7 protein-coding genes are annotated in these 13500 nt (G+C 46.7%); 4 read left to right on the top strand and 3 right to left on the bottom strand.

Annotated features, from left to right (window positions below; all coding sequences use genetic code 11):
- Window positions 1-91: 91 nt before the first annotated feature.
- Window positions 92-2587: a beta-galactosidase gene (locus RDO88_RS13290; RefSeq protein ID WP_307759817.1), complete on the top strand. Its 2496-nt coding sequence runs from the start codon at window positions 92-94 to the stop codon at window positions 2585-2587.
- Between the two features lie 70 nt (window positions 2588-2657).
- On the opposite strand, the gene RDO88_RS13285 is transcribed toward RDO88_RS13290, so the two are convergent.
- A complete protein-coding gene (locus RDO88_RS13285) occupies window positions 2658-3194 on the bottom strand; it encodes a sigma-70 family RNA polymerase sigma factor (RefSeq protein WP_307759816.1) in 537 nt (178 codons plus the stop codon).
- A gap of 178 nt (window positions 3195-3372) precedes the next feature.
- Between RDO88_RS13285 and RDO88_RS13280 the strand changes: the two genes are divergently transcribed.
- On the top strand, window positions 3373-7413 hold the full coding sequence (locus RDO88_RS13280; protein ID WP_307759815.1) for a glycoside hydrolase family 2 TIM barrel-domain containing protein: 4041 nt from the start codon (window positions 3373-3375) through the stop codon (window positions 7411-7413).
- A 44-nt stretch (window positions 7414-7457) separates the two neighbouring features.
- Here the strand turns inward: RDO88_RS13280 and RDO88_RS13275 are convergent, their stop codons facing one another.
- Together RDO88_RS13275 and RDO88_RS13270 are read right to left on the bottom strand one after the other, a co-directional pair.
- The gene (locus tag RDO88_RS13275) at window positions 7458-7595 is read right to left on the bottom strand and encodes a hypothetical protein (protein WP_307759814.1); all 138 of its coding nucleotides are present in this window, start codon (window positions 7593-7595) and stop codon (window positions 7458-7460) included.
- A 110-nt stretch (window positions 7596-7705) separates the two neighbouring features.
- Complete coding sequence (locus RDO88_RS13270) at window positions 7706-8338, bottom strand: sigma-70 family RNA polymerase sigma factor (protein WP_307759813.1); 633 nt, start codon at window positions 8336-8338, stop codon at window positions 7706-7708.
- Between the two features lie 173 nt (window positions 8339-8511).
- Between RDO88_RS13270 and RDO88_RS13265 the strand changes: the two genes are divergently transcribed.
- A complete protein-coding gene (locus RDO88_RS13265) occupies window positions 8512-9585 on the top strand; it encodes a FecR domain-containing protein (RefSeq protein ID WP_307759812.1) in 1074 nt (357 codons plus the stop codon).
- Window positions 9586-9744: 159 nt separating this feature from the next.
- On the top strand, window positions 9745-13188 hold the full coding sequence (locus RDO88_RS13260) for a SusC/RagA family TonB-linked outer membrane protein (protein WP_307759811.1): 3444 nt from the start codon (window positions 9745-9747) through the stop codon (window positions 13186-13188).
- Window positions 13189-13500: the final 312 nt, after the last annotated feature.

Below are 13500 nucleotides of genomic sequence, written 5' to 3'. Positions count from 1 at the left end.
TGTGGAATACAAATTTTAGTATGTGGTGGGAAGGTTCGATAACTTATCGATTTATCATTGAATTATTAACGATAAAATAAGATATATTTAAATGAGACGTTTATTTATTGTATGGTTATTGTTGGGATGTTTATTGAATTCTTGTATACTTTTTGCACAGGAAGGTAAAACAACTGAATCTCTTTTGGAAAATTCTTCTCAAAAGAAGTTTCTTAATCCAGACCGAATCCGTTACGATGGCTCGTGTATGACGATTGATGGTAAAGATATGTTTGTCTATAGTGCGGCTTTTCATTATTTCCGCTGCCCGGAGGAGTTGTGGCGCGATCGTTTCCGTGACATTAAAGCTGCTGGTTTTAATACGGTTGAGACGTATGTTCCTTGGAATTGGCATGAACGTACTATGCCGGCAAGTCCTGAAGATAATAGCCATTTTGATTTCGCAGATCTTAAACGTTGGTTGAAGATGGCTCAAGATGAGTTTGGTTTGTATACCATTGTCCGTCCTGGACCATTTATTTGTGCTGAATATTCGGGTGGGGGGTATCCTCGTTGGCTGGCAAAATTTCGTCCGTCAAGTTACAAGGAGTTTTGGTTGAGAAGTGCAGATGAACAACACATCCGTTGGTGCAAACATTGGTTTGATGCTGTATGCAAAGCGTTGGCAGATGAGCAGTTGACCCGTAAATCTGTGGGAGAGAAAGGTATTATCCTTATTCAGATAGAGAATGAGTATAACCATCACGGATGTTATGGGAAAGAAAAGCTTTTGAAAGCATTGTATAAATCTGTTCGTGACAGTGGATGGGATGTTCCTATATTTACGTGTTTGACCAATGAATGCCGAAGTAGTAAGGATGAGGAACTGTCACAGGTCTTTGATAGTGATAATTACTATGTAGGTCTTTCGTCAGCTCCAGATTGTGCCTACCGTATGGCTGAACTTAAAAAGGCGCAGCCTGATGCTCCTGGATTTGTGACTGAACTTCAAGGTGGGTGGTTTTCATTGGTAACAGGTGGTTTAAGTGAGGATCATTATTCGGATGCGCGCCATTTCAAGGCCGTTGGTTTGATGTCTTTGTTGGGAGGGGCTACAGGAATAAATTATTATATGTTTTTTGGTGGTACTCATTTTGCCGGTTGGGGCGCAAGAGGTATGACGACCAGTTATGATTATAATGCGGCGATCAGGGAAAATGGTGCACGTGGTCCAAAATATTTTGAAGCTCAGGCCATCGGTGAGTTTATTCATACGTTTGAACACTCTTTGATTCGTTCCGAAGGTGGTCCATGTACGCTTGAAGGAGCTCCGGAATCATTGTTTGGTGGTATTCGTGTTGGAATTGATGGTACACGTTTTGTGTTTCTGCATAATACCGATCCTCAAAAGTCAATTAAAGGAACAGTACGTCTTTTGCCGGGAAAAATGAAGCGTCCCTCGAAACCGATGTACAATATTAATCAGCATGGAGAAAAAGTACTGATAGATGTGCATGATGATGGAGAGAATGGAACTTTGGCTCTTGAACCTGTCGAAGTGACTTATGAACTGAATGCGTTGGATACAAAGGTTTTGGTTATCCCTTCAGGTAAACGTCCGAGTCAGGGTGAGTGGTGGCCTCATAAGGCAGCTCAACCCAAACGGCCTTCAAAAGTACCCGCTTCCATTCGTATAGCATCCGTAAAGAAAAAAGAAGATTGTGTCGGAAATGCAGATTGGATGCATTTACATCGTTTGGTTTCCTTATCGGACCTGGGCGTGAACGATTTTCGTTATAGTTTGTATCGTGCTAAGGTGACGTTGGATGCCAATCAGGTTGCAAAGGAGCGTTTCTTGTTATTTAATATGTATACCAGAGATATTGTCTCGGTGCAAGTTAATGGGAAGAATGTCAAACGCCTTTTCCCTGATCATGCAGATGCACAATCTTGGACTACTCGTGATTGTTTCCAGCAGATTCGTCCAGATGAATATGACAATCGTTTTGATGTCTCCGGCACCCTCTGTGTAGGTGAAAATGAGATTGTTGTGGTATATGAAAATCTGGGGCATGCCCATGGCTATTTCCCAATGGAAGAATTGGCCGGTATACGGGAAGCTGGTTTGTCTGTTACTGAAACAGCTTTGACACATCCTTTGGAATGGGATTTCTCTGCCGATGTCGCTGGTATAAGTAAAGGATGGAATCTCCCGGGCTTTGCGCCGAAAGATTGGGAAACCGTAAACTTGGATGTGCAATGTAAAGTTCCTCGAAAAGGTAATGGCATTCAGCCTAAGTCTGTTGCAGACGGATTGTTTACCTGGTATCGTATAGAGTTCGAACTTCCTGAACAGAAGAAAGGAGTTTGGATTCCTTGGTTGGCTCGTATTAATGCATCTGGCAACGGCTATATGTGGCTTAATGGACACAATATAGGTCGTCATTGGGAAGCAGGACCACAACGTGAATATTTTTTGCCCGAGTGCTGGTTGAACTTTGGAGGAAAGAAGAATGTATTGGTGTTAGGGTTGAGGCAGACAGCCAATGGCGCTTTACTGAATGCACTTGAGATTCTTCCATATCCGGAAATGGCGGAAATCAGGTAATGGTTTCATGAGATATCTGCAGGAAAGCATCGCTTTAACTCGTTTAAAACGATGCTTTTCTTCTTTTAAACTACAGTAACATCTCCCTCAACCTCCGCAATGCCTTCGATACCGAGTTCATGGAGGCTTGGGGGGTGATGTCCAGAATCTCGGCAATTTCCTTGTGTGATAGGTCTTTGATGTAGAAGAGGTAGAGTATCTGCTTCTGCTGGGGAGGCAGGCTGTTGATGGCTTTCTGCAGGGAGTGGTATTGGCGGACTTCTTCATCGTCTTTGGTAAAGAAGCGGCGGAAAGCGTCCTCGTCGTCGGATAGCGAGAACTCGATGTCGTCGACGGATAGGTTGTCGTGGCGGGCGGCGTAATAGTCGTAGGCCATGTTGCGCATGGCGCGGAGGAGGTAAATCTTCAAATCGTCGATGTCGTGCAGGTCACCCCGCTTACAGAGGCGGACGAAGATGTCTTGAATGAAGTCTTCAATCAGGTCGGCATCGTTGACAAACTTCAGGCCGTAGTTGTAGAGCAGGTTGTAATGGGCTTTGTACGAACGTTCCAATACTTCCAGAAAGTTGTTTTCCGTAGCAGATATGTTTCCTTCCTTTTGTTTCATGTTTCTTCCGTATCAGAACCTTACATTTTATAAAATTGTCGGCTAAGGTAGTAAAAAGAACGGATAAATCATAGAAAAAAGTGAAAAAGAGTTTGGTTTATAGAGGGGTAGGGTGGCTTCGTATGGAAAAAAGTCGTACTTTTGTTTCCCGTAATTTATAATATAATCAATCGTTTTTATGAAAAAAATCTTAGTATCTATCTTTCTCTTGTTGGGGACGTTGGGCAGTGTCGCTCAGGAGGCCGGGCTGAAGGGGTTCGCCTACGGTCAGGCCGAGGCACCGACAGGCAAGGAGTGGGAAGCTCCCGAGGAGCTGGCGCTGAACAAGGAACAGCCGCGGGCGTGGTTCTTTACATTTGCCGATGTGGAAAGTGCACGGCGCGTCCTGCCCGAGCACAGCAGTTATTATCAGTCGTTGAATGGTGACTGGAAGTTCCATTGGGTGGGTAACCCAGAGGAACGTCCGACCGATTTTTATAAACCCGAGTTTGATGTAACGGGATGGGACGATGTGACCGTGCCGATGCAATGGAATGTGGTGGGTATCCAGAAGGATGGCAGTCTGAAGTACGGAGTGCCCATCTATGCCAACCAGCCGGTCATCTTCCAGCATAAGGTGGCCGTGGACGACTGGAAGGGAGGCGTGATGCGTACGCCGCCTACCGACTGGGTGACCTACAAGCACCGCAACGAGGTAGGTTCCTACCGCCGTTCGTTCACCATCCCTGCCGGTTGGGAAGGACGCGAGGTGTACATCAACTTCGACGGTGTTTCTTCTTTCTTCTACCTTTGGATCAACGGGCATTACGTGGGGTTCTCGAAGAACTCGCGCAATACGGCTTCGTTCGATATCACGCCTTATCTGAACGAGAAGGGCGACAACATGGTGGCTGTTGAGGTCTATCGTAATTCGGATGGCTCCTTCCTTGAGGCGCAGGATATGTTCCGCCTGCCGGGTATCTTTCGTACCGTTTCGCTGACATCGACGTCGCAGGTACAGGTGCGCGACTTCCGCGTTTTCCCCGACTTGGATGCCAACTATGAAGACGGTACCCTTCGCGTTGAGGCCGACCTCCGCAATCTGAGCAAGAAGAAGGTAAAAGGATATACACTGACCTATTCGCTCTATGCCAACAAGCTTTATTCGGATGACAATGAGCTGGTGGAAGGAGTAGGCGGCACGTATAAATTGGACGAAATGGAGAAGGGTGGCAAACTCTGTTCGAAGACAGAGATAGCCGTACCCAGTCCGCGCAAGTGGTCGGCCGAAGCTCCCTATCGTTATGTACTGGTGGGCCAGCTGAAGGACAAGAAAGGCCGTGTCGTAGAGACATTCTCCACTGCCTTGGGCTTCTGCAAGGTCGAAATCAAGGATACGCCTGCCAGCGAAGACGAGTTCGGACTGGCCGGACGCTACTACTACGTGAACGGCAAGACGGTGAAGCTGAAAGGTGTGAACCGTCAGGAAATCAATCCGGCTACAGGCAACGCCATCACGGTGAAGCAGATGGAAGAGGAAATCATGCTGATGAAGCGTGGCAACATCAATCATGTGCGCAACTCGCACTACTCCAACGATCCGCACTGGTACTACCTCTGCGACAAGTATGGCATCTATCTGGAGGATGAGGCCAACATCGAAAGTCACGAATATTATTATGGTGAAGCATCCCTGTCGCACGTGCCTGAGTTTGAGGCTGCCCACGTGGCCCGCGTCATGGAGCTGGCACATGCACACGTCAACCATCCGTCGGTGGTCATCTGGTCGCTGGGCAATGAGGCTGGACCGGGCAAGAACTTTGTGACAGCCTACAACGCCCTCCATCAGTTCGATCCCTCGCGCCCCGTTCAGTACGAACGCAACAACAAAATTGTGGATATGGGTTCCAACCAGTATCCGTCCATCGCGTGGATGCGTGGTGCCGTGACAGGCAAGTACGACATCAAGTACCCCTTCCACGTATCCGAATACGCCCACTCGATGGGTAACGCCGTGGGCAATCTCATCGACTACTGGGAAGCCATCGAGTCGACCAACTTCTTCTGCGGAGCCGCTATCTGGGACTGGGTGGACCAAGCGCTCTACAACTACGACCCGAAGACGGGCGACCGCTACCTGGCCTACGGAGGCGACTTCGGCGACAAGCCCAATAGCGGTATGTTCTGTATGAACGGTATCCTCTTCCCTGGCCATCAGCCCAAACCTCAGTACTACGAAGTGAAGAAGGTTTATCAGAACGTAGGCGTCAAGGCGGTGGACATGACGAAGGGACAGATTGAAGTCTTCAACAAGCGTTACTTCGAGCCGCTGACCGATGTCTATATGGTATGGTCGTTGTGGAAGGATGGAAAGAAGATTGAGGAAAGCACTGCCTTCAAGGGCCCGCGCAGCATCCTCGGCCCGCGTGAGAAGGTGGCCTACACCCTGCCTTACGACTACAGCAAGCTGGCTCCCGAAAGCGAGTACTTCGTGAAGGTGCAGTTCCTGCTGGCTCAGGATATGCCTTGGGCCAAGAAGGGTTTCGTACAGATGGAAGAACAGCTGCCCGTGAAGGCTGCCGGCGAGAAGCCTGCTTTGGCCGCTGTGACGGCTTCGATGGAGCGTCCGTCGGTAGAGGAAGCCGAAGACTTCACTACCGTATCGGGCAACGGCTTCACGTTGAAGTTTGACAACCGCGAAGGTACCATCTATAGTATGGAATACAACGGCCGCAAGGTCATCCTCGACGGCAAGGGTCCGAAACTTGACGCTCTCCGCGCACCGGTGGACAACGACAACTGGGCACGCGGACAATGGTTCGAGAAAGGCTTGCACAACCTGAAACACAAAGTCCTGAACTATGCGTGGGTCAACGCCAAGCAGAAGGGTGACAATACGGTTCAGCTGATGTACACCGTCGAGTCACAGGCGCCGAACGCAGCTGTACTTGAGGGAGGTAACTCCGGCCGTAACTCCATAAAGGAACTGACTGACCGTCCCTTCGGTCCGAACGACTTCAAGTTCGTCACCAACCAGATATGGACCGTCTATCCCGACGGTTCGGTAGAACTCCAGTCGAGCATTACGTCGAACGACCCGTCGCTGGTGCTGGCCCGTCTGGGTTATGTGATGGAACTTCCTGCCGAACTCCAGCAGTACACGTGGTACGGCCGTGGTCCGTGGAACAACTATAATGACCGTCTGACGGGTTCGTTCATCGAGCAGCATCAGAGTCTGGTGAAAGACCTCTTTGTAAACTTCCCCAAACCGCAGAGCATGGGTAACCGCGAGGATGTCCGCTGGTGTGCTCTGACCGATGCCAAGGGCGATGGTGTGGAGTTTGTGGCTGGTACCCGCATGTCGGCTTCCGCTCTGCCCTGGTCGGCTTTGGAAATGACGCTGGCCCCGCACCCATACCAATTGCCCAAGTCTACGGGTACTCACCTGCACATCGACTTGGGTGTGACCGGCTTGGGTGGTAACAGCTGTGGTCAGGGCGGCCCGCTGGAACCCGACCGTATGAAGGCCGGCGACCACAACATGAGCTTCATCATCCGCCCCGTGCGTCAGGCTGACTTTACCGAGACGGCCCGCGTGTCGGTATCAGGCGAAATGCCGCTGTCCATCTCGCGCAGCCGCAACGGTGAAGTAACCATCTCGTCGCAGAAAAAGGATGCGGAGATTGTCTATACGCTGGACGGCAAGAAGAAGGAATATCTCTACATCGAACCCTTCAACCTGCGCGAAGGTGGTGTGGTGACAGCCCGTTACAAAGACAATAAGGCCGTATCTGTCAGCATGAAGTTCGAGAAGCTGGAGAGCATCCCGATGACGGTGGTCTATGCTTCGAGCGAGGAGACCGGCGAAGGAGCCGCTTCCCATCTGGTGGACGGCAATCCGAGCACAACATGGCATACGATGTATTCCGTGACCGTGGCCAAGTATCCCCACTGGGTGGACTTCGATGCCGGTGAGGTGAAGACCATCAAGGGCTTTGTCTACCTGCCCCGCCAGGACGGTGGAAACAACGGAAACATCAAGGACTACAGCCTGCATACAAGCATGGACGGCAAGAACTGGACCGAAGTGACTAAAGGGACTTTCGGTAAGGGCAAGAAGGAACAGCGCGTGATGCTGGACAAGCCTGTGCGCGCCCGCTATATCCGTTTTACGGGCTTGAGCTCGCAGAATGGAGCCGACTTTGCCGGTGGTGCCGAGTTCTCGGTAATTGCCGATTGAGTCTGTTCCTGAAATAAGGGAAAAGGCTGCATCAGGATGAATTGTCATCCTGATGCAGCCTTTTCTTTTTTGATAGAGCGAGGTGTCATGCTTTCTTTGGGCAGGTAAGATACACGGATGTCTTCGTTTCCCTTGTAGGGAACGCCCGTTCCCAGCGCATGGAAACGCTCGTTCCCTAGCATGGTAACTCCCGTTTCCTCATAGGGGAACTGTTGTTCCCTAATAGAGGGAACGCTCGTTTCCTTATAGGGGAAACAGATGGAACGCCCTGTTTTCGTTTGTTACGATGCTTTTAAGCCAGAACCCAGAACGATTTCAGCAAGAGGATGGTCTGGCATACGCCCAAGGTCATGCCGTCTTTCCCCATCAGGGAACGGAGCTTGAGCAGGGCGCGGTTGGTCAGATTCATGGACGACTGTTCGTTGATGTCCATGATGGCCGCTATTTCTTTGTGCGAAAGCTCCTTGACGTAGCGCAGGTAGAGGGCTGTCTTCTGATGTGGAGGCAACTGCGCGATGGCTTTCAGCAAGTGTTGGGCCAGTGCAAAATCCCGGTCGTTTTGCGGAAACATCTGTTCGAAGAGGTCTTCGTCGTTTGGTATCTCAAACGAAGAAGCATCCAGCGAATCCCTTTCCCGCTCCAGTCCGACAAGCTTATTGAACAGGTTGTTCTTCAATGCTTTCAGCAGATAGGCCCGTACGGTGATGCCTTCGATGTTGATGCGGGTATTGTGATAGAGGTGGACAAAGAGGTCGTGGATGCAGTCCTTGATCAGCTCGCGGTCGGAAGTACATTTCAAGCCATAATTCAACAGCAGGACGTAATACCGTTGGTAGATTACCTCCAGCGCCTTGCGGTCTCCTTCGGTCAGGAGGTGCCACAGGGTGGTGTCGTCTGTCTGTTCGATGCTTGTTATGTCTTTCATTTTTGGAAATTCTTTTGCAAATAAAAGTATTTTTTATCTTATGTCCAAGATTGGAGTGAAATATTGCGGGCGTTTGGAGGCATTTGCAGCCTTTTTTTATTTTTCTGAAAAAAAGTTCCTGATAAGTGAGTAGGTTTTTCATGCGAATCCATTCTAGATACAAAGGCCGATTTATGAAATACGAAATAAGTGACATAAAGCGCGTACTGTCCCGGCTGGTAACTTACTTCCGGGTTCAGGAAGATACCTCCTCGCAACAGGAGATGAACGAGTTGTGGCGCCGGATTGACCGCAGCATCGATGCCCGCCGCAGCAAGCGTCGGATGATGGTGTGGGGCAGTGTGTCGGCGGCAGCATTGCTGGCAGGTTGCATTTGGCTGGGCGTGGGACATTACTGGGAACAGCAGCCCGATTTGTCGGTTGTTGCGGCCCGTATGATGGAAAAGACGGTGGAAACAGACGAAATCCAGCTGATAGTCGCTCCCGAGCAGACCCTTCGGGTGAAAGACGGCGGTACGGTGACTTATCAGCAGGATGGCGGTATCCAAGTGGATGAAGCGGAAGTGGAGAAGACTGAGGTACCGGATGATCCTTACGACCAGATTATTGTACCGAAAGGGCGGTTCGGCCGTCTGATATTGGCCGATGGTTCGGAACTCTATATCAATTCGGGCACGAAAGTCGTTTATCCGAAACGTTTTGAGAAGAACCGTCGTGAGATTTTTGTAGACGGTGAAATCTATATTGATGTGCGCCGCGACGAAACGGCGCCGTTTGTCGTGAAGACGGCGCGTTTCGATGTAGAAGTGTTGGGTACCGCTTTCGACGTCAAAGCTTATAGTAATGAAGCTGAGTCTGGTGAAATTGTTTTACTTCGTGGAATGGTGAACGTGAAAAGCGGTTCCGGTGCCGAAGCGAAACTGACGCCCGACAATAAGGCGGTTGTACCGGCTGAGGGAGCCATACACACGGAAGCGGTGGATGCTGCCGACTATATCCTGTGGACCAAAGGCATTTTGCCTTTGAACAACGGTACCATAGGAGATATCGTAGACGATCTGAGCCGTTATTATGATGTGCAAATTGTTTGTGGTGAAGATATTAGGGATATAAGAATTGCCGGCAAGATTGACCTGCAACGTGGCGTGGAAGAAGCTCTCCGTAACCTGTCGCTTACGGGCGGATTCATCTGTACGAAGCAGGCCGATGCGTATGTCCTGCATCTTCAGCACGATGACGAACCATGAAAGACGAGAGTAATAACCCGATGTATAACGTTAAAATTGAGCCTATGAGTACATAAAATACTACGTATAAACAAAAGAAAAGTCCGTACAATACTGCGAATATTGTACGGACCCGTGAAGAACACCAAAATGTGTTATAATAAAATCTATGACAAATTTATGAAAAAGATAATGAAAAGCGCAATCATGAAGCCTCGGTTAACGAAATTTATGCTTGCTGTGGGATTTTTATTAACCACAATTTTTAGTTACGCAGGCAATTTGGCCTACGCACAAAATCAGACTTTTACATTCCAGTTGAAGAACGTCTCTATTAAAACCGTTCTTCAAACCATTGAAAAACAGAGTGAATTCATCTTCATGTATCGTTCCGACTTGCTCGATACTTCAAAGAAGGTTTCGGTGAATGCCGACAAGCAAAGTGTCTCCCAGATTCTGGATCAGATCCTGGCAGGAACGAATGTGGCTTATGAAATCAATGATCGGCAGATATTGCTGAAAAAAACAACAGATGTTGAATCGGAAGTGACGCAGGTACCAGGTTCTGCTAAAGGTTCAACAATTTCCGGTTTGGTGACAGATGGTGATGGTAATCCCGTAATTGGAGCTACCGTTCAGATTAAAGGTTCGAATACTGGAGTCATTACGGATGTTAACGGACGGTATTCAATTAAAGCTAAAGTGGGGCAGATATTGGTCTTCAGTTATATTGGATACAATCAGGAAGAACGGGAAATCAAAAGTTCAGCTGCAATAAATGTCAAAATGTTGGAATCTTCAACTAATTTGGAAGATGTCGTAATTATAGGTTATGGCCAGCAGAAGAAAGAAAGTGTAGTTTCATCTGTCAATAGTATTTCTTCCAAGGAACTTCAGATGCCTACCCGAAGCTTGACCAATAATCTGGCTGGTCAGATAGCAGGTGTGTTGGCCGTACAGCGTTCTGGTGAGCCGGGTAGGGACGATGCTCAATTCTGGATACGTGGTATCAGTTCTTTTGCTGGTGGAACTTCCCCGTTGGTTTTGGTCGATGGTGTTCCCCGTAGTATGTCTGATATCGGTGTGGACGAGATAGAAACCTTTACTGTTCTGAAGGATGCGGCTGCTACTGCCGTATATGGTGCCGAAGGAGCCAATGGTGTTGTTTTGATTACTTCTAAACGTGGTAAATCTCAGAAACCGACGTTGGATGTACGAGCTGAATTTGGAATGAACAAGCCGACTCGTTTGCCTCGTCTGATGGGATCGTATGACTATGCCCGGTTGTATAACGAAGCAGCTTGGGAGAATGCAGGTAATCCTACTAAAGGCTTTGTCGCTCCTTATTCGGATGAGGTACTGGAAATGTATCGTACTGGAGCAGATCCGGATTTGTATCCAGATGCCGATTTTTTAAGTTTGTTGAAGGATCAAAGTTTTAACCAGCGAGTGACTCTGAATCTTCGTGGAGGTGGCGAACGGGTGCGTTACTTTGTTTCAGGCGCTTTTTATCATGAAGATGGAATTTACGAATCTAAAGCCTCCGACTTGTACGATGCCAATATTGGATTAAGCCGATACAACATTCGTTCCAATATAGATATTGATGTTACCAAGACTACATTACTTTCTGTAGATATCAGTGGCCAATATACAGATTCTCATTATCCGGGTATAAGCACTGAATCAATTTGGGGTAGTCTGTTTTCTTTTGCACCTAATGAGTTTCCGTTAATTTTCTCGGATGGAACTATTTCAGAGTCTAAGCTGTATAATAATATGAATGAAACAGCCAACCCATACAATAAGTTGAACGAATCCGGTTATCAGGATAATTGGGAAGCTTTTATTCAGTCTAAATTGACATTGGACCAGAAATTGGATTTTATAACCAAAGGATTGAGTCTTAAACTGTCCGGTAGTTTTGATGCTGATTATTATTCACAAACGAGACGTACGAAGGAACCTAAATCATATAGATTGGAGGTTGTGGATGGAGTGAGACAATATATAATGGTCAATGAGGGAAAACCGAATCTGACAGATCCGATAAACAACGGTACTGGTGGTGAAAAGCGAATCTATTTGGAAGGTTCACTCAATTATAAGCGGGTTTTCAATGACGTGCACGATGTAAGTGGTATGTTACTTTATATGCAAAAGGAGCGTCAGACTCAAGGTGATGGTCTTCCGTTTAAAAAACAGAGTTTTGTATCACGTGTGTCTTACGGATATGACGGGCGTTATATGCTGGAAGGAAGTTTTGGTATGACTGGAAGTGAAAATTTTGCAAAAGGCCATCGTTGGGGTATTTTCCCGGCTGTTGGTGCTGCCTGGTATATCAGTAATGAAGCTTTTATGCAAAGTTGTTCTGATGTGATAAATAAATTGAAACTGAGAGCTTCTTATGGATTGACGGGTAATGACAATATCGGAAGTACGCGTTTCCCTTATAGAGGGTCTTTGAATCAAGGTGCTCCAGGTTATAATTTTGGTTTTTCGGATGGCCCTAACGGTGGGGTAAGTAACGGACATGGTGGAATCGTTGAAAATTTGTTTGAGGCTCCTTTCCTTTCTTGGGAAATAGAAGAAAAGAAAAATGTGGGTATTGATTTGGGACTTTTTGACGGGCGTTTTGATATGAGTGTAGATGTATTCCGCAATGATCGCCGAAACATTTTAATGCAACGTAAGACGGTAAGTAGTGTTGCCGGTTTTCGTCAGAGTCCTTGGCAAAATTTTGGTAAGGTAAAGAATATGGGAGTTGATGGAAATATCGTGTTTAGACAGAATATTCGTGATTGGGTTTTGTCTTTCCGTGGTAATTTTACTTATGCTCATAATAAAGTCATAGAATATGATGAAGTTGCTCCTCTCTATGATTATCAACGATACACCGGTAATATTTTAGGTAAGCCTCAATTGTATATTGCTGATGGTTTGTATGCTGAAGATGATTTTGATATTGTGGTGGATCCTACTACAGGTAGTAAACAATATACTTTGAAAGAAGGTATGCCTGTTCCTAGTGGTGGTGTGCGACCGGGTGATATTAAATATAGAGATTTGAATGGTGATAAGAAGATAGATAGTTACGATGCTACCTATGATCATGATTTTTATTCGGAAAATCCGGAAATTGTGTATGGATTTGGACTGAATGTTGAGTATAAAGGAATTTATGCAGGCGTATTTTTCCAAGGAGTAACTAATACAGCTATTAATCTGAATGGTTCTACTCATTTTATACCTTTTAATCAAGGTAAATTAGGTTCTGTCCGTTGTGAGGCTATGAACCATTGGAGTAGTAATGATCCGACGAATACCAATGTGATGTTCCCACGACTGCATACTGAGAATTTTGTTCACAATACCTATAATAGCACATGGTGGTATCGGGATGCTTCCTTCCTGCGTTTGAAGAATCTGGAGGTTGGATATAATTTTGATAAGGAATGGTTGAAAAAATGTCTTATGAAGCAGGCCCGTATCTATATACAAGGAAATAACCTGGCTGTATGGGATCATGTAAAAATGTGGGATCCGGAATTGGGATCGGCAGGAGCTGGAATTAAATACCCTATTAATATGACTTGGACTGTAGGACTTGAGTTAACTTTTTAATTTGTGAATATTAATATGAAAAGATATCTATTTTCGTTATTTGCGGCGTCATGTTTGACGTTGACTTCATGTGCTGATTATTTGGATGTATCCGATGAATTGGCTAGTAACCTTACGATGGAGCAGGTTTTTGAAAATGTTAATTATACCAAAAACTGGCATGCCAATATATTTAATGTAATATCAGATCAATACTTCGGTAAATTTTTACCGAAAGATTAAAAGTTAAACAATAGAACCGGCAAAAGCTGGTTCGGAAACACTAAAGAGGTCATTGAAATGTTGTCAAAAACGAATGGTTAAGCATGAAGA

The organism is uncultured Mediterranea sp., from assembly GCF_902493215.1.
GTDB lineage: Bacteria > Bacteroidota > Bacteroidia > Bacteroidales > Bacteroidaceae > Bacteroides.
This window is presented reverse-complemented; position numbering and strand designations above follow the sequence as displayed.

What these genes read in the sequence shown, in the direction of transcription:
- RDO88_RS13280 (WP_307759815.1), top strand. Translation starts at nt 3,373, where the DNA reads ATGAAAAAAATCTTAGTATCTATCTTTCTCTTGTTGGGGACGTTGGGC.
- RDO88_RS13275 (WP_307759814.1), bottom strand. Translation starts at nt 7,595, where the DNA reads ATGCTAGGGAACGAGCGTTTCCATGCGCTGGGAACGGGCGTTCCCTAC.
- RDO88_RS13285 (WP_307759816.1), bottom strand. Translation starts at nt 3,194, where the DNA reads ATGAAACAAAAGGAAGGAAACATATCTGCTACGGAAAACAACTTTCTG.
- RDO88_RS13290 (WP_307759817.1), top strand. Translation starts at nt 92, where the DNA reads ATGAGACGTTTATTTATTGTATGGTTATTGTTGGGATGTTTATTGAAT.
- RDO88_RS13270 (WP_307759813.1), bottom strand. Translation starts at nt 8,338, where the DNA reads ATGAAAGACATAACAAGCATCGAACAGACAGACGACACCACCCTGTGG.
- RDO88_RS13265 (WP_307759812.1), top strand. Translation starts at nt 8,512, where the DNA reads ATGAAATACGAAATAAGTGACATAAAGCGCGTACTGTCCCGGCTGGTA.
- RDO88_RS13260 (WP_307759811.1), top strand. Translation starts at nt 9,745, where the DNA reads ATGAAAAAGATAATGAAAAGCGCAATCATGAAGCCTCGGTTAACGAAA.